The 20,670-nt window shown below is 56.8% G+C and carries 22 protein-coding genes; 18 read left to right on the top strand and 4 right to left on the bottom strand.

All coding sequences use genetic code 11. From position 1 onward, the window contains the following. Positions 1-38 precede the first annotated feature (38 nt). The 6 genes from ACFSO0_RS01615 to ACFSO0_RS01590 all read left to right on the top strand — a co-directional run bounded on the left by ACFSO0_RS01615 (position 39) and on the right by ACFSO0_RS01590 (position 5,230). Positions 39-323 (top strand): UxaA family hydrolase, encoded by a 285-nt coding sequence (locus tag ACFSO0_RS01615; RefSeq protein WP_376875483.1) that lies wholly within the window; start codon positions 39-41, stop codon positions 321-323. Continuing rightward, positions 307-1,482, top strand: coding sequence for a UxaA family hydrolase (locus tag ACFSO0_RS01610; RefSeq protein WP_376875342.1), 1,176 nt, complete (start codon positions 307-309; stop codon positions 1,480-1,482). Before ACFSO0_RS01615 ends, ACFSO0_RS01610 begins: the two co-directional genes overlap by 17 nt. 32 nt (positions 1,483-1,514) lie before the next feature. Continuing rightward, positions 1,515-2,981 (top strand): alpha-ketoglutaric semialdehyde dehydrogenase GucD, encoded by a 1,467-nt coding sequence (gucD, locus tag ACFSO0_RS01605; protein ID WP_376875339.1) that lies wholly within the window; start codon positions 1,515-1,517, stop codon positions 2,979-2,981. 38 nt (positions 2,982-3,019) lie between these two features. Continuing rightward, complete coding sequence (locus ACFSO0_RS01600; RefSeq protein ID WP_376875336.1) at positions 3,020-3,910, top strand: fumarylacetoacetate hydrolase family protein; 891 nt, start codon at positions 3,020-3,022, stop codon at positions 3,908-3,910. 264 nt (positions 3,911-4,174) lie between these two features. Continuing rightward, positions 4,175-4,627, top strand: coding sequence for an NUDIX hydrolase (locus ACFSO0_RS01595; RefSeq protein ID WP_376875480.1), 453 nt, complete (start codon positions 4,175-4,177; stop codon positions 4,625-4,627). A gap of 339 nt (positions 4,628-4,966) precedes the next feature. Further along, positions 4,967-5,230 (top strand): CD3324 family protein, encoded by a 264-nt coding sequence (locus tag ACFSO0_RS01590; protein ID WP_376875333.1) that lies wholly within the window; start codon positions 4,967-4,969, stop codon positions 5,228-5,230. Between the two features lie 152 nt (positions 5,231-5,382). Here the strand turns inward: ACFSO0_RS01590 and ACFSO0_RS01585 are convergent, their stop codons facing one another. Beyond that, positions 5,383-6,207 carry an alpha/beta fold hydrolase gene (locus ACFSO0_RS01585; RefSeq protein WP_376875330.1) on the bottom strand — a complete coding sequence of 275 codons (825 nt, stop codon included), beginning with the start codon at positions 6,205-6,207 and terminating at the stop codon, positions 5,383-5,385. A gap of 99 nt (positions 6,208-6,306) precedes the next feature. Between ACFSO0_RS01585 and ACFSO0_RS01580 the strand changes: the two genes are divergently transcribed. From ACFSO0_RS01580 to ACFSO0_RS01570, 3 genes are all read left to right on the top strand, one after another. Further along, on the top strand, positions 6,307-7,251 hold the full coding sequence (locus ACFSO0_RS01580; protein ID WP_376875327.1) for a helix-turn-helix transcriptional regulator: 945 nt from the start codon (positions 6,307-6,309) through the stop codon (positions 7,249-7,251). Positions 7,252-7,379: 128 nt separating this feature from the next. Next, positions 7,380-8,024 carry a FusB/FusC family EF-G-binding protein gene (locus tag ACFSO0_RS01575; RefSeq protein ID WP_376875324.1) on the top strand — a complete coding sequence of 215 codons (645 nt, stop codon included), beginning with the start codon at positions 7,380-7,382 and terminating at the stop codon, positions 8,022-8,024. Positions 8,025-8,360: 336 nt separating this feature from the next. Then, positions 8,361-9,131: a 3-hydroxyacyl-CoA dehydrogenase gene (locus ACFSO0_RS01570; protein ID WP_376875321.1), complete on the top strand. Its 771-nt coding sequence runs from the start codon at positions 8,361-8,363 to the stop codon at positions 9,129-9,131. 236 nt (positions 9,132-9,367) lie between these two features. Here the strand turns inward: ACFSO0_RS01570 and ACFSO0_RS01565 are convergent, their stop codons facing one another. Then, complete coding sequence (locus ACFSO0_RS01565; RefSeq protein WP_376875318.1) at positions 9,368-9,565, bottom strand: hypothetical protein; 198 nt, start codon at positions 9,563-9,565, stop codon at positions 9,368-9,370. A 217-nt stretch (positions 9,566-9,782) separates the two neighbouring features. Here ACFSO0_RS01565 and ACFSO0_RS01560 point away from each other — a divergent pair, with 217 nt between their 5' ends. Together ACFSO0_RS01560 and ACFSO0_RS01555 are read left to right on the top strand one after the other, a co-directional pair. Then, positions 9,783-10,241, top strand: a complete 459-nt coding sequence (locus tag ACFSO0_RS01560) for a RidA family protein (RefSeq protein ID WP_376875315.1) — start codon at positions 9,783-9,785, stop codon at positions 10,239-10,241. A 15-nt stretch (positions 10,242-10,256) separates the two neighbouring features. Beyond that, a complete protein-coding gene (locus ACFSO0_RS01555) occupies positions 10,257-11,207 on the top strand; it encodes a threonine ammonia-lyase (RefSeq protein WP_376875312.1) in 951 nt (316 codons plus the stop codon). A 317-nt stretch (positions 11,208-11,524) separates the two neighbouring features. Here the strand turns inward: ACFSO0_RS01555 and ACFSO0_RS01550 are convergent, their stop codons facing one another. Continuing rightward, on the bottom strand, positions 11,525-12,397 hold the full coding sequence (locus ACFSO0_RS01550) for a LysR family transcriptional regulator (protein ID WP_376875309.1): 873 nt from the start codon (positions 12,395-12,397) through the stop codon (positions 11,525-11,527). A gap of 115 nt (positions 12,398-12,512) precedes the next feature. Here ACFSO0_RS01550 and ACFSO0_RS01545 point away from each other — a divergent pair, with 115 nt between their 5' ends. Together ACFSO0_RS01545 and ACFSO0_RS01540 are read left to right on the top strand one after the other, a co-directional pair. After that, positions 12,513-12,914: a Gfo/Idh/MocA family protein gene (locus ACFSO0_RS01545; protein WP_376875306.1), complete on the top strand. Its 402-nt coding sequence runs from the start codon at positions 12,513-12,515 to the stop codon at positions 12,912-12,914. A gap of 5 nt (positions 12,915-12,919) precedes the next feature. Next, positions 12,920-13,483 (top strand): Gfo/Idh/MocA family oxidoreductase, encoded by a 564-nt coding sequence (locus ACFSO0_RS01540; RefSeq protein WP_376875477.1) that lies wholly within the window; start codon positions 12,920-12,922, stop codon positions 13,481-13,483. 48 nt (positions 13,484-13,531) lie between these two features. Here ACFSO0_RS01540 and ACFSO0_RS01535 read toward each other — a convergent pair whose 3' ends face one another. Continuing rightward, the gene (locus ACFSO0_RS01535; protein WP_376875303.1) at positions 13,532-13,966 is read right to left on the bottom strand and encodes a GNAT family N-acetyltransferase; all 435 of its coding nucleotides are present in this window, start codon (positions 13,964-13,966) and stop codon (positions 13,532-13,534) included. Positions 13,967-14,088: 122 nt separating this feature from the next. Between ACFSO0_RS01535 and ACFSO0_RS01530 the strand changes: the two genes are divergently transcribed. From ACFSO0_RS01530 to ACFSO0_RS01510, 5 genes are all read left to right on the top strand, one after another. Beyond that, positions 14,089-15,468, top strand: a complete 1,380-nt coding sequence (locus ACFSO0_RS01530; protein WP_376875300.1) for an aminotransferase-like domain-containing protein — start codon at positions 14,089-14,091, stop codon at positions 15,466-15,468. Between the two features lie 228 nt (positions 15,469-15,696). Beyond that, positions 15,697-16,623, top strand: a complete 927-nt coding sequence (locus tag ACFSO0_RS01525) for a VOC family protein (protein ID WP_376875297.1) — start codon at positions 15,697-15,699, stop codon at positions 16,621-16,623. A 31-nt stretch (positions 16,624-16,654) separates the two neighbouring features. Next, positions 16,655-17,446 (top strand): SDR family oxidoreductase, encoded by a 792-nt coding sequence (locus ACFSO0_RS01520; RefSeq protein ID WP_376875294.1) that lies wholly within the window; start codon positions 16,655-16,657, stop codon positions 17,444-17,446. Positions 17,447-17,468: 22 nt separating this feature from the next. After that, the gene (locus tag ACFSO0_RS01515) at positions 17,469-19,154 is read left to right on the top strand and encodes a thiamine pyrophosphate-binding protein (protein WP_376875291.1); all 1,686 of its coding nucleotides are present in this window, start codon (positions 17,469-17,471) and stop codon (positions 19,152-19,154) included. Positions 19,155-19,170: 16 nt separating this feature from the next. Then, the gene (locus ACFSO0_RS01510) at positions 19,171-20,616 is read left to right on the top strand and encodes an aldehyde dehydrogenase family protein (RefSeq protein WP_376875288.1); all 1,446 of its coding nucleotides are present in this window, start codon (positions 19,171-19,173) and stop codon (positions 20,614-20,616) included. Positions 20,617-20,670: the final 54 nt, after the last annotated feature.

The raw sequence follows: 20,670 nt of genomic DNA, 5'->3' as shown, positions 1-20,670 counted from the left end.
TGGAGGGAAAAGCTGTGGCAGAAACGTACAAGACGGTCATGATGAAGCCTCACGACAAAGTGGCGGTTGCCCTCGAAGCCATCCCGGCGGGGGCGGCCGTCACCGTCACATGCGAGGATCGCACCTTCGCGGTCACGCTGCGCGATCCGATCGAGTTCGGGCACAAATTCGCAGTCGTCCCGATCGGACAGGGAGAGGACATTCTCAAGTACGGGGAAGTGATCGGCGTCGCGACGCGCCAGATCGCGGCGGGCGAGCACGTCCACATTCACAACCTCGAAGGCAAGCGGGGAAGGGGAGATCGCATTGCAGCAGGCAAATAGCGGGAAGTTCTGGGGATACCGCCGTGCGGACGGGCGGGTCGGCGTGCGCAACCACGTCCTGATCCTGCCGACGATTACCTGTGCCACGCAGGCGGCACAGCGCATCACCGAGCTGGTGCAAGGGACCGTGTCCTTCATCCATCAGCACGGCTGCGCACAAGTCGGGGTGGACTACGAGCAAACCTTTCGCACGTACGCCGGGATGGGGGCCAATCCGAACGTCTACGGCGTCGTCGTTCTCGGGCTCGGCTGCGAGACGCATCAGGCGCGGAGCGTGGCGGGAGAAATCGCCAAGACTGGCAAGCCGGTAGAGGTCGTCTCCATCCAGGATCACGGCGGCACCTTGTTTGCGATCGCACAAGGGGCGAGGATTGCTGCCCAAATGGTGCAGGACGCGTCCATGCAGCGGCGCGAACTGTGTGATTTCAGCGAGCTGATCATCGGGACCGAGTGCGGCGGCTCAGATGCCTGCTCGGGCTTGTCGGCCAACCCGGCAGTCGGCGTCGTCAGTGATCTGATTGTCGACCACGGCGGCACGTCCATTTTGGCAGAGACGACCGAGTTGATCGGAGCGGAGCATCTGCTGGCGGAGCGGGCAGTCGACGACAAGGTGGCCAAACGGGTGTACGAAGTCATCCAGGCGATGGAAAACCGCGCGATCCTGATGGGTGTCGACATCCGCACAGGCAATCCGAGTCCGGGGAACATCCGGGGCGGGCTCAGCTCCCTGGAGGAAAAGTCGCTCGGGGCAGCCAACAAGGCAGGCAGCCGGCCCTTGCAGGAGCTGATCGACTACGCGCAGGCACCGAGCAAAAAAGGGCTGGTCTGGATGGATACGCCGGGCCACGACATCGAGCAGCTGACCGGGATGGTGGCGGGCGGGGCGCAGATCGTCCTGTTCACGACGGGAAGGGGCACGCCGACAGGCTCTCCCATCGCTCCGGTCATCAAAATCGCTACCAACACCGCCATTTTTGAAAAGATGGGCGACAACATCGACGTCAATGCAGGCACGATCATCGACGGCACAGAGTCCATCTCCTCTGTCGGCAGGCGGCTGTTCGACGAGGTGGCACAGGTGGCATCCGGCAAGCTGACCAAGGCGGAAATTTTGAAGCAGCACGACTTCGGCATTTGGCGGATCGGCCCGACTTTCTAACCAGAATCAGGAGAGAAAAGGAGAGAAGACAGATGACGGTAAAAACAGACGTGAAAACGTATTTGAACTACGTGAACGGGGCGTGGGTTCCCTCCCAGGGCAGCGTGACCGAGCCAAGCCTAAACCCGGCCGACAAGCGCCAGATCGTAGGCTACGTGCAAAAGTCGGGAGCGGAAGACCTGGAGCAGGCGGTCGCCGCGGCGAAAAAGGGGCAGCGCGCGTGGCGCAAGCTGGCTGCACCAGTTCGCGGCGAGTATCTGTACAAAGTGGCGAACGCCCTGGAGAAGCGGCTGGATGAGATCGCAGAGACGATGACCCGGGAGATGGGCAAGACGCTTCCGGAAGCGCGCGGGGAAACCGCCCGCGGCATCGCCATTCTCCGCTACTACGCAGGCGAGGGGATGCGCAAGGTCGGAGACGTGATTCCGTCGACAGACAGCGAAGGGCTGATGTTTACGACCCGCGCGCCTCTAGGCGTCGTCGGGGTAATCACGCCGTGGAACTTCCCCGTCGCTATCCCGATCTGGAAAATCGCGCCAGCGCTCGTGTACGGCAACGTCGTCGTCTTCAAGCCGGCACAGGAGACGGCCGTGACAGCAGCGAAAATCATCGAGTGCTTCGACGAGGCCGGTCTGCCGCCAGGGGTCATCAACATGGTGACCGGACCTGGCTCCGTCATCGGGCAAGGCATCATCGACCACCCGGACATCAACGGCATTACCTTTACCGGCTCGGACACGGTCGGAAAGCGCGTGGGCCAGGGAGCATTGGCTCGCGGGGCGAAATACCAGCTGGAGATGGGGGGCAAAAATCCGGTGATCGTCGCTGATGACGCCGACCTCGACCTGGCGGTAGAAGCGACCATCAGCGGGGGACTGCGCTCCACTGGGCAAAAGTGCACCGCAACCAGCCGCGTCTTCATTCAGAGCGGAGTATACGATGCCTTCAAGGAGAAGCTGCTGGCAAAAATCGTCCAGCTGACCATCGGTGACGGGATGCAGGACGGGATCTGGATGGGCCCTTGCGCCAGCGAGAGCCAGCTGAAAACCGTGCTGTCCTACATCGAAAAAGGCAAGGCAGAGGGCGCGACCCTCATCCACGGCGGCCGCAGACTGACGGAAAACGGGCTGGAGCAAGGCTTCTTCGTAGAGCCGACCGTCTTTGAAAACGTGACGAGCGACATGACCATCGCTCAGGAGGAAATCTTCGGCCCCGTCCTCGCCCTGATCAAGGTCGACACGCTGGAGCAGGCGATCGAGCTCGCCAACGATGTCCGGTACGGCTTGAGCGCGTCGATTTTCACCCAAAACATCGGCAACATCCTTTCGTTCATCGGCGACATCGAGGCAGGACTTGTGCGTGTCAATGCCGAATCTGCGGGAGTAGAGCTGCAGGCGCCGTTCGGCGGCATGAAGCAGTCCAGCTCCCATTCGCGCGAGCAAGGACAGGCGGCCATCGAGTTCTTTACCTCCATCAAAACGGTGTTCATCAAGGCATAGGAAAAGCATAAAAAAGGCATGGAACGGGAGGCACTGACATGATTACAGTCGCATTTTACAAGCAAGGCGAGATTGCCCTGGGCGTCAAAACGGCCAAAGGCATTCTCGACGTACAGGCGGCCGCGGCCCGGCATCCCGAGTGGAGCGAAGTGCCAGCCTCTGTCGCAGCGTTGATCGCGCAGGGTGACGAGGGCAAGCAGCAGCTCGCAAGACTTGCCGACGCCGTTTATCAGGAAGATGATCTGTTTCATGCGGAGGCCGATTTGACCTTCGCGCCGAGCGTCCCGGCTCCATCCAAGATCATCTGCGTGGGACTGAACTACAAAAAGCACGCCGACGAGTGCAACATGGCGTACCCGACGGCGCCGATCCTGTTCAGCAAGTTCGCGAATGCGCTGGCAGGCCATCAGGAAGACGTGCCGCTCCCGGCAGCATCGGCGAAAGTCGACTACGAGGCCGAACTGGCAATTGTCATCGGCAAACTGGCAAAGGACGTCACGGAACAGGACGCGCTGTCGTACGTATACGGCTACAGCACCGCCAACGACGTGTCGGCCCGCGACCTGCAATTCGCCAGCTCGCAATGGCTGCTGGGCAAAACATGCGACAAGTTCTGCCCGCTCGGACCGTACCTCGTCAGCGCCGATGAAGCCGGGAATCCGGACCAACTGCAGATTCGCACCTGGGTCAACGGCGAGGTTCGCCAAAATTCCAACACCTCGGACATGATCTTCTCGTGCCCCGAGATCATCAGCTACATCTCCCGTCACATGACCTTGCAGCCCGGTGACGTGATCCTGACGGGTACGCCCGAGGGCGTCATCACTGGTCTTCCGGTCGAGCAGCAAGTATGGCTGAAAGACGGCGACGTGGTCACGGTGGAGATCGAAAACCTGGGGCAGCTGACGAATACGTTCCGCAAGGCGTAGGGCAGGAGAGATGAAAGGCACTCTCCCGGTTGGGCTGGCGCCTTTTGCTATGCTGGGGCAAAGCGGGCTGTTCTCTGAAAATAAAATATGAGACCGGGACCTCTTATCCTGCAAGAAGTCCCGGTCTTTTCGTTTACGAGATATTACGCCCTGCATTTCAACGTTAGAAAATCATTCTTGTTGAATGAAGGGACTTCCTGTGATTAAATGACCATGATCCAGTTTTTGCCTTTTTATCCTGAGAATAAGGGGAAAAGAGATACAATGGGATACATCTCGGATTTAAGAAAAGTAGTAGGGAGCCGCCCTTTAATTATGGTTGGCGCCTGTGTCATCCTTCTAAATAAAAAGAATCAGATCCTGTTACAACTTAGAAAGGATAATCATTGCTGGGGACTCGCTGGCGGTTCTTTGGAGATGGGGGAAACACTGGAACAAGCAGCCAGGCGGGAATTATTTGAGGAAACCGGGTTAGTGGCAAATAAATTTGAGCTATTCAATGTCTTTTCAGGAGAAAAGTTTTACTATAAATATCCGCACGGCGATGAAGTTTACAATGTAGTGACCGCATACATATGTAATGACTATTCGGGAGAATTAAAAGTGGATGAAAGTGAAGTTCAAAAACTATCTTTTTTTGAGCCTTCCCAATTGCCATCTAACATTAGCTCGCCTGATTTGCCAATCATTCAAGCATACATCGAAAAATTTCTGTAAAACCAGCGGCTTATGCCTGTCATTATTTACTCGGGGCCGAAGACGTCCGTCGGGGGCCCTGATCGCCTGAGTTGACGACGGACTAGATGCAAAGAACGCCCGGTTGTTTTATACTAACGATGAGGCAATTGCCTGTTATCTGCCGGGGAGGTGAAAGGATGGCAAATCAAGTTTGTTTGCCGAATACTGCAGCCACTCATGCAAAGCCTGGAAACGGAGAGGCGATACTTTGCATGGGGCGGACGTTGTAACCACATATCGCCCATGAGCGTATTGCATGTCCCGTTCCTTTGGCTTTGCACCTTATTTGGTCATTTAATAAATAAGGGGCTGGCAAAAGTGAAATACGTGAATGCAACCGCGATCCTACCGGAAAAGCTGATCGAAGAAATCCAAAAGTACGTGCAAGGCGAGACCATCTACATCCCGAAGCCACAGTCAACCTACCAGAAATGGGGAACGCGCTCGGGCAGCAGAAAGCTGATCGACGAACGCAACCGCGCCATTAAAGCGGCATTTGCCCGCGGCAGGAAGATCGAGCAGCTGGCGATGGAGCACTGCCTTGCCGTGGAGACGATCAAAAAAATCGTGTACAAAAGATGAGCAAACAGCAATAGAAGCACTGGACGCCCCAATGGCAGCCAGTGCTTTTTGGCAATGATGACATCCGCAGGCAGCGATCACGGGTGGCAGAGTCCCTTGTACCGACTGACTGATAGATGACGATGAGCTGACCGTGGACGGGCTCTTTCCCGTCATTTTCCCATCTCCTGCAGAAAACCCGTCACAGCCTGCGTATATCCTTCCAGATCATCCGTATGGACATCGTGACCGCAGTCCGCGAATACGGCCAGCTGCGTGTTCGGGCGGCGCGCGACCATTTGCCCGGCGTGGCTTTCCGTCATGACGAAGCTTTTCTTTCCGTGAATCAACAAGATCGGGCACGTCGAAGCCAGCCAGTCCTCCCACCAGGACCCGTTGCAGTTTTGCTGGGAGACGAGCATGCCTTGCAGGTCGGAGCGGAAGCCCCAGCCTCGTTCGTCTTCAAACACGCTCTCGGAAAAGTAGTCGACGGCCCGCACGCCGACGCGCACGAGCGATTCGCGCAGCGCCTGAAGCGAAGGGGAGCGTTCCGGGAGCTGTGTGACGAAGGAGAGGTCCGCCTGAATTTCCGCGCCGATGTCCTCCACGATGACCGCGTTGACGTATTGCGGATAGCGGGCGGCAAACTGGTAGGCGTTCAGGCCGCCGAGCGAATGTCCCAGGAGCGTGACGGGCTGTCCGCCGAGTACGTCGCGGATAAATGCCAACACATCGTTGACATAGCTCGCCCGCGAGTAATCCTTCTCTGGGGAGTGACCGCTCCAGCCGTGCCCCCGCTGGTCCAGTGCGAGGACGCGCCAGCCCAGGCCTTTGATCTTGCCCGCGAATTTCGTGAATACGCGCGCGTCATTCATGTGTCCGTGCAGCAGGAGAAGCACGCGCTCTCCGTCCCCTCCGAAGTCGAGGTACGAGAGGGTCAGATCCCCCGATGAAAAATAGTGCCGTGTCGCTGCCGCAGTGTCCTGTGGATAAGTCATGCCAATTCCTCCTTTTCATCGCAGCTGGTTGCTTTCTCTTATACGGTAACAGACAATAGTGACAGAACTTGTCATGATTAAACAATCGGGAGAAAAAAGATGCCCAAATCCAAACGACTGATGGAATTGATGATGACCGTCAACCGCAAGCGCAAGTTTACCGTGAAGGAGCTGGCCCAGGAATTCGGCGTCTCGACGCGGACGATCTTGCGGGATTTGCAGGAGCTGAGCGAACTGGGCGTCCCGCTCTATTCGGAAGTGGGTCCGCACGGCGGCTACCAGGTGCTCAAGGAGAGAATATTGCCTCCCATCGCGTTTACGGAGGACGAAGCTGTCGCCATTTTTTTCGCCGTCCACGCGCTGCGCCATTACGCCTCCCTTCCCTTTGAGGCAAAGTCGCAATCCGCGCTGCAAAAGTTTTACCACTACATGCCCGGCGACGTCCGCGACCGCATCGACCAAATGAAGAACCGCGTCGACTTCGCCCCTCCCGCGAGGCAGATCAGTTCCCCGCATCTGTCCATCCTGCTCGACGCCGCGATCCGGCAGAGCGTGCTGCTCATCGACTACGAATCGCGGGACAAACGCTCCCTGCGCGAGATTCAGCCTATCGGCATCTACACGCGAAACGGCCTCTGGTACTGCCCGGCCTACTGCTGGCAAAGCGAAGGCATTCGCGTGTTTCGCTGCGACCGGATACATTCGGCCGAGCATACAAAGAAGCAGCCGCTCGATCTGCGCGGCATTCACCTCGAAAATCGGGAGTGGAGCAGCAAGGGCGAGGAAGAGGGGCTCACGCTGCGTGCCGAGCTGACGAGAGTGGGCGTGCAGGCATGCGAGTCAGCGCCGTGGCCAATCCCCGAGCTGCATGTGCGCGCAGATGGCAGCGGCTGGCTCGCAGGCAGCATCACCAGGCAGGACGTCCCGTTTTACGCCTCGTTTTTCATCGGCTTGGGACAGGAAGCGACCGTGGAGCAGCCCGTTGAACTGGTGGATTGCATCAAACAAAAACTGTCCGAGCTGGCAGCCAAATACGGCTCCTGACCATGCTTCGACGCGAGGCGAGTATGCCGACTTCGGTTCCGAATCATCTTCTCCATTTCTGCTGTCACGCCAATCGTATAGTCTGAAAAAGAGAGAATTACGACTAACGATGCGCGGGAGTGAACAAGATGCAACCCTTTATGAAAAGCTACCACTTTCACTATATAAAAGCGCAAACCAAGGTACTGCTGAACGGACTTTCGAGCAGCAGCGATCCGAATGTCCAACGCGCGCGCAAAGAGATCGCCATCGAAAATGTATCCCGCCTGTTTCCGGAAATGAGCGAGGAACAGCGGCGATTACTGCATGCCATTGCGGACGTCCGCGAGCAGATGGATGCGAAGCAGTATCTTGCCGAGCTGGAGCCGTACGTCATTCCGTTTCCGGCGATCACCGGACAAATGCTGAAAAAGCTGTTTCCCAAGGCGAAAAAGCTAAAGCCGCCAGCCGCCGGAGATTTGAATCTCCACGAGGCTTCCTATGTCAGCTGGCACGACGACGGGACGCAAAAGAAGTACATCGTCGTTGATTTCCAAGGAAATTTAGTTGGCTTTGCCGGGACATTTACCTCGATGAATCAAAAAGGGATGTGCGCGCTGTGCAACCGGTTCGAGGAGATCGGGATGTTCATCGCGGAGATCAAAAGCGCGGGCGACGGGACGTATGTGAAGCGGGGCAACTACATTTGCCAGGACAGCCACGCCTGCAATCGCAACATCACGTCGACCGACAAGCTGGATGAATTTGTGCTGATGATGCGGCAGGGTGTATGAAAGGCACCAGCGGCGTCCTCGTCCTTTGCCAAGCAACAGTTGACCCATCTACGCAAACGACGCAGCCCCGTCGGAGGGCGGGATTGCATCTTTTCCGGAGATAAGTCAGCGCCCAGGTTAATAAGCTAGTGATAGCGGGTAAAAGTTCAAGGAGAGCATGCTGCTGGCTTCCCGTTCAGGTGTCCTGCTGCGGGACAAAAGTGTCTGTACCTTGTCCGCAGCCGGGTCCGGACAGGGGGGCAGGCGGTCAAGCCGGCAGGGGCCGGAAACAGACGGCTGGCAGCTAGCTTGCGTCTCTTTTTGTCAAATGCGGATAACCAGAAGGGAGAGAATGGCGTGGAGATTCAAAATGCGGTAGCCATCGTTACAGGCGGGGCCTCCGGTCTGGGAGCAGCAGCAGCGAGGCATTTGGTGGCCCACAAGGGAAAAGTCGCCATTCTGGATCTTGCCCGTGAGAAGGGGCTCGCACTGGCGGAGGAACTGGGAGCGGACAACGCGATATTCGTCCAGACAGATGTGACGAGCGAAGGAAGCGTCCGGGAAGCGATCGAGCAGGCGACAAGCCGCTTCGGCACCATCCATGTCGCGGTCAACTGTGCAGGTATCAAAGCGGCGCAGAAGACGCTGTCCCGCAGCGGACCGCATCCGCTGGAGTCGTTTTCCAAGGTGATCGAAGTCAACCTGATCGGCACCTTCAACGTCATCCGCCTGGCCGTCGAGCAGATGGCCGGCAACCAGCCGAACAAGCAAGGGGAGCGGGGAGTCATCATCAACACCGCGTCCATCGCTGCTTTTGACGGGCAAGTCGGGCAGGCAGCCTACAGCGCCTCCAAGGGCGGCATCGTCGGCATGACCCTGCCGATCGCGCGCGATCTGGCCCCCTACGGAATCCGCGTCATGACGATCGCGCCGGGGCTGTTCGATACACCGCTGTTCGACAAGCTGCCCCGCTCGGCCAAGGAAGCGCTCGGCGCTACCATCCCGTTCCCTCCGCGCCTCGGCCATCCTTCCGAGTTTGCCATGCTCGCCCGAAGCATCATCGAGAACGCCATGCTCAACGGCGAAACGATCCGCCTGGACGGCGCCATCCGGCTGCAGCCGAAATAGAAGAAAGAGGGACTCCCCGTTCCGAAAAAAAGGGGAGATCCTATCTGTCTGGACATGACAGGAGGCGGAGAGGAGCAAAGTCAATCCTCTCCGCCTCATTCCGCTCATCTCCCGCCGCTATCCCATAGCGAACCGCTGCCAATCCCCGCCCATTTCCTCCATGCACACTGCAGATGTCATCTATACGACACCGTCCGACCGGGCGAAGGCGCGCCAAGGATTTGATCCAATTTCTGTTATTGGCTCTTCGGACTTTTCATGAACCACATGATGTAGGAGCAGTTCTGGCAAATCAAAATCGCCGCTTCCTTGTTCGCCCAGTCCAGCCCAAAGAAAGTCGCCCCCCGTGAGTTTAACTGCCGATAGTCCTTGTCGAACTGGTCGTGCTTGCAGCATGGACAAGTAACCGGAGTATCTCCCGCGACGTACTGCATGAAAACCAACTCCTTTGCGTGTTTATTATCTGTACGAATGAGTCTGGGATTCGTTTCCAGCGGGAAGGCGTTTTCTCCTTTTTCCGCCCCCTCCGACAAAATCCCCATAGCTTTTCCGCGAACTCCCACCCATAATGGAAGGAGTACCGCAAACAAGCAAGAACATTCCGATTATTCGGAAGTGTCTGGTACGCAAACAAAACCCAAGGAGGCTGTCATGATTCGAGAACGATTGCAACAACTGGGGCTGGAGCTGCCTGAACCGGTGCCCGCGCTGTATCAGTACGTGCCGGTCGTCGTCCATGCTGGCGTTGCTTACGTCAGCGGGCAAGTACCGCGTGTGGACGGCAAGCTGCCCTACGTCGGCAAGGTGGGAAAAGACGTCACGGTCGAGCAGGCGAGAGAGCTGGCGAGATTCTGCGTACTCAAAGGACTTAGCTGCCTGGAAGCTGAGATCGGCAGCCTGGATCGGGTCGAGCGCATCCTGAAAGTCACGGGTTACGTCCAGTCTGCCGACGGGTTTCAGCAGCAGCCGCAGGTCATCGATGCTGCATCCGAGCTGCTGGAGCAAATTTTCGGCGATCAGGGACGCCATGCCCGGACGGCGGTCGGCGCAGCCGAGCTGCCTGGCAATACGCCGGTGGAAATCGATTTCATCATCGCCGTCCAAGGGTAAAAGGGGGGGATGGGCATGATCGGGATAGCGGATATCGCGGCGGCACGGGAGCGAATCGCGGATACGATCCGCCAGACACCGCTGCTCTCCTCGCGACAGCTTTCGGCGCTATGCGGAAATGAGGTGTTTTTGAAGGGTGAGCATTTGCAAAAGACGGGCTCCTTCAAGATTCGCGGGGCGACGAACAAGGTCAGGCAGGCCGTGCAGGAAGGGGCGGAGTCTGTCACGGCCGCTTCCTCCGGCAACCACGGGCAAGCCGTCGCGTATATCGCGCACAAGCTCGGCATTCCGGCGACGATCGTAGTGCCAGAAGATGTGGCTGCGTGCAAACGGGAAGCGATCGAGGCATACGGGGGCAAGGTGGAGACGTGCGGCCTGACTTCAACGCAGCGGCTGCCAAGGGCCATCGAGCTGGCGAAACAGCAGAACGGCGTGTTCATCCCTCCCTACGACGATCTGCTCATCATGGCGGGGCAGGGAACGGTCGGTCTGGAAATATTGGAGCAGCTCGAGGAAGTCGATGCCGTATTCGTCCCTGTCGGCGGCGGCGGGCTGCTCGCGGGAGTGTTGACGGCGATCAAGGAGACGAGGCCGTCCGTTCAGGTTATCGGCGTCGAGCCGCAGCTGGCGAGCGACACGTATCAGTCCCTGCAGCAAAACCGGCCAGTCTCCATCGGTGCGACGTCGACAATCGCGGATGGGCTGCGGACCAGCCAGCCCGGTGAGCTTACGTTTCCCGTCCTGCAAAAGTACGTGGATGATGTCGTCCTCGTCACGGAGGAAGAAATCCGCCAGTCGTTCTGCTTCGTGCTGGAGCGGATGAAGCAGGTGATCGAGCCGTCCAGCGCGACGACGATTGCTGCGGTCATGTATGAAAAAACCGCCCTGCGCGGCAAGCGGATCGTCGCCATCATCTCCGGGGGGAACGTAGACCTCGCTGCGATGGCAGGGCTGATTACGCGGTAAACGAATACCTACGGTTTCAGAGGGGCAACGGGCCGGACCAGCTTTCAGCAAGGGGAACACCTGCACCATCTGCAGCTCTTGCACCTCGGCTGGCTGCTCACGAGTTTGCCGTAAATGCGGTGAAAACAGACATTGGCGGCCTCGAACGCATTGCCTGGCGCTTCCGCAATTTCCTGGTTGGAAGCGCTCTGGCGAAGCATGGAGACCAGGATCATTTCTTTCCCCTTCAGCGGTTCGACCAGGGGAGAGGGGTGGTCCCTGTTTCTTTTTGACGCTTTTGGAGACAGCGGCTCAAAATAAAGTCTGCGTAGACATTTTCACAACAATGATTGTTTTACGGTGTCGGTTACATAACGAACAAATGCTGATGCTCCGGGGGAGATTGTACGGCGGCTATTATAGCATAGTCCAATTGTCCGAACGACCTTCGGATAAAATTCGCTCGTACAGACGCTAAGCAAATTCTCTGGAACAGACATTTTGGGTAAAACGGTAATGCCTAATCCGGATTGAACCATTGCTAATAGTGCAAAAGTATCTCTCACGCCGAACTGGTAATTCGGCTGCTGGCCGGAATCCGGAAAAAGTTTTTCCAGAAAATGCTCGCAACCGGTATCTCGAATGAAAGGCTCGCTTTTGATTTGCTCAACGGTTAATTCTGTCTGATTCGCATAGCGATGATCTTTAGGCATAACGACGAGCAGAGGGTCGTTCATTAGGGGGATGAATTGAAGGGGATCGACAGTTTTCACGTTGAATGCGACGTCAACGGCTCCGCCCAAAAGCCAGGTGATGATTTCTTCATAATTACCCTCTTTGAATTCGATGGAAATTTTCGGGTAACACTTGCGAAAGCCGCTAATCAACTCAGGCATATGACTTGCCATAAAGCTCGGAAAGCATCCGATTCTAAGATGACCTGTTTGCAGTCCGTTGATGGAGGACGCAACCTGCTTAAATTGTTCCTCGCTATTCACGATTTGGTGAGCATAAGGAATTAGTCTCTCTCCGGCATCCGTGAGGGTAACTCCGTTTTTTCCGCGGTGAAAGAGCACCAATCCCACTTCTGCCTCAAGCCCTGCGAGCGTTTGACTGATTGCTGATTGGGTGAGATTAAGCATTTCTCCCGCCTTGGTGAAACTTCCAGTCTTTGAAATCGCTATGAAAACATGAATCTGGAGAAGCGTCATCTGTATCCCTCATAGATAATAATTTTTAATAATAAAAATCATAACGATTAATTTGTCTAATGAAAAGGATGAATTTACTATTACCATATAAAAGTCGTGGGAGGATCAAGGAGAAATGGATAAAATCAAGGTTGGCATCATCGGACTTGGCGGTGTAGGGAGTATCATCAAGCGGGCATTTTGGGAACACCACGCTACAGAGGTCGTAGCATTGTGCGATCAAAACCCTGCCATATTGGGCAGCCATATCGATTCAGCAAACAAGGTCGCTGCCTATACGGATTACCGACTCTTGCTCGAGCGAGAACAAGTGGATTTACTTTATTTGGCTGTTCCTCCAAAGTATCACCATGGGATTGCTCTTGATATTTTGAAGAGCGGAAAGCATCTGCTTTGTGAAAAACCGCTTGCGAATTCCTTGAAGGAAGCGGAGGAGATGCTGGAGACAGCGGTAGGCGCCGGAGTAGTTCATGCGATAATTTCCCGACATATTACCGTCCAGCCCATAAAGAATTAACAAACCTGATACAGACGGGAAAGCTTGGGGATATCCGGAGAGTCGACATCAAAGCTCATTTTCCGCAGTGGCCTCGATCTTGGCAACAAAATCATTGGATTTCCACCCGTGAGCAAGGAGGGTTTATTAGAGAGGTCGTTCCGCATTTCCTGCAACTGGTTAACCGGTTATTTGGTCCTTTGGGCGAGGTAGTTTCGTGTGTGGAATATCCGGATGATCCTGAAGCTTGTGAAACGGGAATAATCGCATGTTTGCAGATTCTCGCAGATCGTAATATTCAGGTCCTCCTCAACGGTTTGAGTCAAGCCGCTGTTCAGGAAGAAGCCTCCCTAACAATATATGGAACCTTGGGCAGAGTGAAACTGAACAACTGGAGGAACCTATTGTTTGGAAAAGAAGGAGAGGAACTGGCAGAGGTTCCTTTGCAGCAAACGGACCATCTATTTGAACTGATCGATCACGTAGTCAATGCCATTCAAGGTCGAGACAACGATATTATTACATTCTACGAGGGTGTTGAAATTCAAAAAACGCTCGAATCTTTGTTAACGGCAGCAACATATCGATGAAAACGCTGAAGCAAAAAGAGAAAGCTGAAAGGGAATCCCCCGCGGAAATCAACCCGCAGGGGATTTTGTCTGTTCATTCGCCATCCGCCGCATCATTTCCATGCGGACGAATCCGTACTGCTCATACAGGCCGTGCGCATCACGGGTGACGAGCGTCATGTTGGTGCGGCAGATGGCCGGGTGGTTGACGACGGTTTCCATGAGCCATTTCCCCAGCCCTTTGCCGCGATGCGCCGGGGCGATGAAAACGTCGCACACCCAGGAGAAGGTCGCATAATCCGTGACGACGCGCGCGAAGCCTGCCTGACCGCTTTCCCCGTATAGCCCGAAGCAGAGCGATTGCTGCAGGCTGGCGAACACCGTCTCCCGGGGACGCTTCTGTGCCCAGTAGGTAGTGGCGAGCCAGCGGTAAATCTGTTCCCTGTCCAAATCTTCCTTGTTGTCGCTGATGGAATAAGGTAAACATTTATGTTTTATCTCCATCTGTACCCTCCTCGCTTCTCTTTACTGATTGGTATGTGAACAAATATACTGAATTCAAACTATTTTGGAAACAAATGAAAAGCAAACCTGTACCCATACAGATTGGCTGGAGGAGAGGAGAAATGGAGAACAAATACGAAGTTGTGAAAGCGCTTATAAAAGAGCAGCTGGCGCGGGGCAACATCAAGCCTGGGGAAAAGCTGCCCTCGATCCGTTCAGCGTCCAAGCTTTGGGATTGCAGCAAAAACACGGCGATACGGGCGTATCAGGAGCTGGAAAAGGAGCATCTGATCTACTCCGTTCCCAAAAGCGGCTACTACGCTGTCCTCCGCCCCCGGCATGCCAGGAAGTCCGAGACGGGATGGGTGGACTTTACTTCCGCCACTCCGGATGCGGACGCGATGCCGTACAAAGATTTTCAGCACTGCCTGAATCGGGCAATCGAGCTGTACGCAGACCAGTTGTTTGCATATTCCGATCCGCAAGGCTTTTTTACGCTTCGCCGCGCCCTGGAAAAGCATCTGGCCCATTCCCGGATTTTTGCTCCGCCCTCGCAAATATGCGTGGTGTCCGGCGCCCAGCAGGCCCTCCATTTGCTCGCCTCCATGCCTTTTCCCAACGGCAAGAGCGCTGTGCTCGTGGAGCAGCCGACGTTCCACGGCATGCTTCGTTCCCTTGAGCTTTTGGGGGTTATGGCACTCGGTATAGAGCGGACGATGGCGGGTATCGACCTCGACGAGCTGGAACGGCATTTCCGCAACAATCACATCAAGTTTTTCTACACCGTGCCCCGCTTCCATAATCCGCTGGGGGCGAGCTACAGCGAGGAGCAAAAAAAGCACATTGCCAGGCTGGCAGCGCAATATGATGTCTACATCGTGGAGGATGATTTCCTCGCCGACATGGATGCGAATGCAAAAGCCGATCCGATTTACAGCTACGATCAGACGGGGAGGGTCATCTACGTCAAGAGCTTTTCCAAGATCATGCTCCCCGGGCTGCGGCTGGCGTCAGTCGTGCTCCCGGCATCGCTCACGGAGACGTTCCGGCTGTACAAGGCATCCTGCGACTCCAGCACCGCGGCACTGTCCCAGGCTGCGCTGGAGCTGTACCTGAGCAGCGGCATGTACGACCACCACGCTGCACTCGTGCGTGAGAAATACCGCCTGCGGATACAAAAGCTGGGGGAATGCGCCAACAGCTGGCTGCCGCCAAAGGTGCGGCTGCAAGTGCCGAGCGGGGGAATTTTCGCGACGATGGCGATACCCGACGGGATACAGCCGGACGACCTGATTACCGCCTTGCACGCGCAGCAGGTACGGGTGGTCTCGACCGAGCAACATTACTTGCGCCTGTTTCCCCGAACCCGGGGGCTGCGTTTCAGCATCATCCAGACGGACCAGGCCAAAATTGAAAAAGGGATGCACATCGTGGCCGAGACAGTAGCAAATTTGCTGAAGCGGCAAAAGGCGGGAGGGCAGCACGTCATCCATTGGGTGTGAATGAATTGTAGATGGAATAATCAAAATATTTCGTATTGACACGATGGTTGCGGGAAAAATAAAATAAATTCATATAGAAAACTTAGTTTTGTATATGAAACCAAATGCAGGGGTTTATTCGGCAGTAGCCTGGAGACAGGTTTTAGCAAAGCTCGCCCTTTTTTCATGCGTTTCAGAAACGATGTTTTGTATATAAATGAATGAATCCATAGACAAGAGGTGAGATGGATGCTCGGTATCACCCATTTGCGGCATATCAGCCTGTTTACCCCTTTTTTGAAAGAGCAGTCGGATTTCTACGAGAAAGTATGGGGTTTGGATAAGCTGCTGGAAGACGAAACCAACGTCTACTTCCGCGGCGCAGGCTCCGAAAACCACATCCTCCATTTGCAAATAGGGGAAAAGCGCGGTCTGCATCACATCGCATTCGGCATGATCGACAAAATTGCCGTGGACAATGCGGCGGAAAAGCTGAAAGAGCTGGGCGTTCCTCTCGTGTCCGGGCCGGGCTATCTCGACGAAGCCGGCACGGGCTACGGTTTGCGCTTTCTCGATCCGGAAGGCCGCTGTATTGAGCTGTCTTGCTGGGTAGAGATCCACACGAAGGAATGGAGCCGCAAAAATGTCGATCCGATCAAGCTGAACCACGTGGTCATGAACACGAAGGACATCGACATGATTACCGACTTCTACACGAAAGTCCTTGGCTTCAAGGTAACGGACTGGAGCGAGCATCAGATGGTGTTTTTGCGCTGCAACAAAAACCATCATTCCCTCGCCTTCAACCAGAGTGCGCACGCTTCCGTGAACCACATCGCCTACGAGGTAGAGGGGGTCGATGAGGTCATGCGCGGGATCAGCAACGTCCGCCAGGCAGGAGTAGAACCGTTGTGGGGGCCTGGACGGCACGGCCCTGGCAACAACATTTTCTGTTACTTCCGCGATCCGGCCGGGTATGTCATGGAGTACACCTGCTACTTGACGACGGTTGAGGACGACGACAAATGGCAAGCGTTGGTCTGGAAGCGCGTCCCGCATCTGATGGACCGCTGGGGTACGGCAGGGGCGCCGCCCCCAGGAGCGCGCGCGTCGATGCAGGGCGATCCCGACGAGGGCTGGGCGACCAAGCTCGTCAACAACCAATCAGCCGACTAACGGGCAGAAGCCTTGGGGAGTGGTGAAACCGATGGATTTGGGACTGAAAAACAAAGTCGCGGTAATCATGGGCGGAACGTCTGGCGTCGGCTTGAAGACGGCGGAAATGTTTTTGCAGGAAGGCGCGAGGGTCGCAATTTGCGGGCGCGACCAGAAGAGGATGGAAGGGGCGGTCGCGCAACTGGCGGCATTCGCTTCTTCCGGGCATATGTTTGCCGAGACATGCGATGTGACCGACAAGGAAGACGTGACGCGCTTCATCGACGGGGCCGCAGAAGCTTTGGGCGGCGTGGACATCCTGGTCAACGCGGCAGGGCAGAGCGTCATGGGCTATTTCTTCGACATCACCGACGAACAGTGGCGGCAGCAGATTGATCTGAAGTATTTCGCCATCATCAACGCGGTTCGCGCCGTCTACCCACATTTGCTCAAGCGCGGGGGCGGCCGGATCATCAACATCAACGCCACGCTGGCCAAGGAACCGGAGCGCCACATGGTAGCCACCGCCGCTACCCGCGCAGGGCTGTTGAACCTGAGCAAGACGCTGTCGCACGAGCTGGCGCCAAACAACATTCTGGTCAACTCGGTCAGCCTCGGCCTGATCGCGACCGACCAGTGGGAGCGCAGACGGTTGAAAAACGCTCCAGACATGGACCCGGAAGAATACTACAGCGACCTGGCAAAAAAACGGAATATCCCGCTTGGCCGGGTGGGGCAGCCGGAAGAGGTGGCAAGCGTCATTCTCTTCCTGGCGTCGCAGCAGGCAAGCTATGTATCCGGATCGACAATCGAAGTTGCGGGAGCTTTGGGAAAAGCGCTGTAATGCGAAGGGGCGAGAGAAGGACATGACAACGAACGGGCAATTGGCATTTACGACGGCAGACGCAGTAGTGGCGGAGCTTGTACGCGCAGGAGTAGAAGTGGTGTTCGGCGTCGTCAGCATTCACAACATGCCAATCTACGACGCGCTCCTGCGCGAGGGCAGCATCCGCATCGTCTGCGCCCGCGGCGAGAGCGGAGCAGCGAACATGGCAGACGGCTATGCCCGCGCGACAGGCAAACTCGGCGTCGTCATTACGAGCACAGGCAGCGGCGCAGGCAACGCGGCAGGCTCTCTGGTAGAAGCTTGGGCGGCCGGAACCCCTGTCCTGCATTTGACCGGAGAGGTTTCCTCCAAATATTTGGGAACAGGCAGAGGCTACATTCACGAGTGCAAGGACCAGCTGGCGATGATGAAAGGCTGCTGCAAGGAAGCGTACCGCCTGCGCAAGCCGGAGCAAGCGGCGGCAGTCGTGCGACAGGCGATTCAGGATGCGACGACAGCGCCGCGCGGTCCCGTATCGCTGGAAATTCCGATCGACTTCCAGTCCGCGATCATTCCAGACAGCGTGCTCGAAGCCGTCCAGCCTGTATTTGCACAAGCAGCCGCTCCGCACATTCCGGCGGAAGTAACCAAGCTCGTCGCGGCAGCTCGCCGTCCCGTGATCTGGGCAGGGGGAGGCGTCATTTCCTCCGAAGCCTCCGCAGAGCTGACGAAGCTGGCTGAACTGACCGGCGCGGCTGTCATCACGAGCCAATCGGGCAAAGGCTCCATTCCGGAAGACCATCCGCAGTGCATCGGCCACTTCGCCGCCTATGAAGACGTGCGCGAGCTGCTGAAGAAAGCGGATTTGCTCATCAGCGTAGGCGTGCGTTTTCGCGGAAACGAGACAGCCAACTGGAAAGTGACGGTGCCGGAGGTGCACATCAGCATCGACGCGGACTGGAGCGCCTTCAACCGCAACTACGAAATTACGCACGGTCTGCTGGGCGAAGCGAAGCCGATCCTGCATGCGCTGAACGAGGCGCTGGCGGCACAGGGCACCGCTCCTGATGCCGAATACGTAGCCGAAGTGAAGAACGTACGGGAAAAAGTCCGCCGCATTCTCCGCGAGACGCTGGGTCCCTACGAAAAATTCGTAGACGGCATGCGCAAGGTGCTGCCGAAAGACGCCATCCTCGTGCGCGACGTGACCGTGCCTGCGAACGTATGGGGCAGCCGCCTGTTTGAAATTTACGAGCCGCGCACCTCCATTCACGCATCGGGCGGCGGCATCGGACAAGGTCTGCCGACCGCCTTTGGCGCGCAAGCAGGGCAGCCTGACCGCGTCGTCGTGCTGATGGCTGGCGATGGCGGCTACATGCTGAACGTGGGCGAGATGCCTGTCGCAGTGCAGGAAAACTTGCCGCTGATCGTCGTTCTCTTTGACGACCAGGGCTACGGAGTGCTGCGCAACATCCAGAATGCCGCGTACGGCCGTCAGGTAGCGGTCGATCTGCTCAGCCCGGACTTTGTGCTGCTGGCGAAGTCGATGGGCTTTGAAGCGAGCCGCATCGGCAATGCCGAAGAATTCGTGGCGGAGCTGGAAGCGGCTGTCGCGCGCAGGAAGCCTTCCATGATCGTCGTCGACATGAATGCGGTAGGCCCGATGGCGAAGCCGTTTGGCGGCCCTCCCGGAGCGGCAGATGCATTCAAGCCGAAAAAATTGTAAGGAGGCCAGAAGACCGATGTCAAACGCATTTCCTGGCATTTCCGGCCAGTTTTTGATCAACGGGGAATGGATACAAGGGGCAAAGGTCACCGATGTAACCAACCCCGCCGTGCTCACGGAAGTCGTCGGCCAAGTCGCTCTCTGCACCAAAGAAGACGTCAAGGCTGCCATCGATGCGGCTGAACGCGCCTTCCCTGCATGGGCAGCGACCTCTGCCGAGAAGCGCGCCGAGCTGGTGAAGGAAGCTTCCCGGCACTTGGCCCCTCTCATCGAGCAGACCGTTCCCCTGTTTGTTCGCGAAAACGGCAAGCCGCTGGTAGAAGCGAAAAAAGACATCATGCGCTGTGTGGAAATCATGAGCCAAGGCGCCGATGCCCTGGTGAAATGGTGGCAGCCGCAGTCCATCCCGGGGGGACAGATGGTGCAGCTGCGCAGAAGGCCAAGAGGGGTAACGGCGGTCATCTCGCCGTGGAATTCTCCGATGATTCTTACATTTAAACGCGTCATCCCCGCGATTCTCGCAGGGAATACCGTCGTGGTCAAACCGGCGACGGACTGCCCGCTGACCGTACTCGCTACGCTCAAGGTAGTTGCCGAGCAGCTGCCGCCCGGTGTCATCAATATCGTGACAGGCTCTGGCGCGCTGGTGGGTAAGCAGCTTTGCACAGACCCGCGCGTGCGCACGATCGCCTTTACGGGCAGCACCGAGACAGGCAAGCGCATCATGAGCATGTCGGCCGGTACCGTGAAAAAGCTGTACATGGAGCTGGGCGGCAACGATCCGGCGCTGATCCTGCCAGACGCGGTGCTCAACGATGTCGCGATGCAGCGCATCCGCATGGGGATTCTCCGAGCGGCTGGTCAGGTGTGCTCGGCCATCAAGCGCGTGTACGTCCACGAATCCCGCTACGAGGAGTTTATGGGCAAGCTGCGCCGCGAGTTCCAGCGGATGATCGTCGGCAACGGCATGCAGCCGGACGCCATGATGGGTCCGATCAACAACAAGGCGCAGTACGACTTCGTGACCAGCCTGATCGACCGGACCAGACAGGAAGGCGCACAGGTCGAGACGCTCGGCATCAAGCTGGACGAAGAGTCATGGGAGCAAGGCTACTTCCTGCTGCCCTCCATCGCCACCGGCGTCAGCCAGAGAAGCGAGCTGGTGCGCGTCGAGCAGTTCGGGCCGATTATTCCTGTCCTGACGTACTCCGATCCGGACGAGGCGATCGCGCTGGCAAACGACTCCGAGTTCGGCCTGCGCGCATCGGTCTGGACGGCGGATCAGAAAAAAGCAGAAGCCTTTGCGGATCGACTCGATGCCGGAGCGGTGTTCTTCAACAATCATACCATTTTCCAGGACCTGCACTTCGACTTCCCGGGCCTAAAGCAAAGCGGCTTGAGCCGGGAAACGCAGATGTGCGGCATCGATCTCTTCGCAGATACGTATGGATTTGCCAATTAACCACAGTGGTGTTTAATCAGGACAGAATGAGGCAGGCCGGTCAGTAAAAGGGGG

This window comes from Brevibacillus sp. GCM10020057 (assembly GCF_042683565.1).
Lineage (GTDB): Bacteria > Bacillota > Bacilli > Brevibacillales > Brevibacillaceae > Brevibacillus.
This window is presented reverse-complemented; position numbering and strand designations above follow the sequence as displayed.

Coding starts and splice junctions, on each gene's coding strand:
- ACFSO0_RS01565 (WP_376875318.1), bottom strand. CDS start 9,565: ATGCAGTACGTCGCGGGAGATACTCCGGTTACTTGTCCATGCTGCAAG.
- ACFSO0_RS01580 (WP_376875327.1), top strand. CDS start 6,307: ATGCCCAAATCCAAACGACTGATGGAATTGATGATGACCGTCAACCGC.
- ACFSO0_RS01525 (WP_376875297.1), top strand. CDS start 15,697: ATGCTCGGTATCACCCATTTGCGGCATATCAGCCTGTTTACCCCTTTT.
- ACFSO0_RS01575 (WP_376875324.1), top strand. CDS start 7,380: ATGCAACCCTTTATGAAAAGCTACCACTTTCACTATATAAAAGCGCAA.
- ACFSO0_RS01515 (WP_376875291.1), top strand. CDS start 17,469: ATGACAACGAACGGGCAATTGGCATTTACGACGGCAGACGCAGTAGTG.
- ACFSO0_RS01535 (WP_376875303.1), bottom strand. CDS start 13,966: ATGGAGATAAAACATAAATGTTTACCTTATTCCATCAGCGACAACAAG.
- ACFSO0_RS01595 (WP_376875480.1), top strand. CDS start 4,175: ATGGGATACATCTCGGATTTAAGAAAAGTAGTAGGGAGCCGCCCTTTA.
- ACFSO0_RS01585 (WP_376875330.1), bottom strand. CDS start 6,207: ATGACTTATCCACAGGACACTGCGGCAGCGACACGGCACTATTTTTCA.
- ACFSO0_RS01510 (WP_376875288.1), top strand. CDS start 19,171: ATGTCAAACGCATTTCCTGGCATTTCCGGCCAGTTTTTGATCAACGGG.
- ACFSO0_RS01555 (WP_376875312.1), top strand. CDS start 10,257: ATGATCGGGATAGCGGATATCGCGGCGGCACGGGAGCGAATCGCGGAT.
- ACFSO0_RS01615 (WP_376875483.1), top strand. CDS start 39: ATGATGAAGCCTCACGACAAAGTGGCGGTTGCCCTCGAAGCCATCCCG.
- ACFSO0_RS01560 (WP_376875315.1), top strand. CDS start 9,783: ATGATTCGAGAACGATTGCAACAACTGGGGCTGGAGCTGCCTGAACCG.
- ACFSO0_RS01600 (WP_376875336.1), top strand. CDS start 3,020: ATGATTACAGTCGCATTTTACAAGCAAGGCGAGATTGCCCTGGGCGTC.
- ACFSO0_RS01550 (WP_376875309.1), bottom strand. CDS start 12,397: ATGACGCTTCTCCAGATTCATGTTTTCATAGCGATTTCAAAGACTGGA.
- ACFSO0_RS01545 (WP_376875306.1), top strand. CDS start 12,513: ATGGATAAAATCAAGGTTGGCATCATCGGACTTGGCGGTGTAGGGAGT.
- ACFSO0_RS01530 (WP_376875300.1), top strand. CDS start 14,089: ATGGAGAACAAATACGAAGTTGTGAAAGCGCTTATAAAAGAGCAGCTG.
- ACFSO0_RS01520 (WP_376875294.1), top strand. CDS start 16,655: ATGGATTTGGGACTGAAAAACAAAGTCGCGGTAATCATGGGCGGAACG.
- gucD (WP_376875339.1), top strand. CDS start 1,515: ATGACGGTAAAAACAGACGTGAAAACGTATTTGAACTACGTGAACGGG.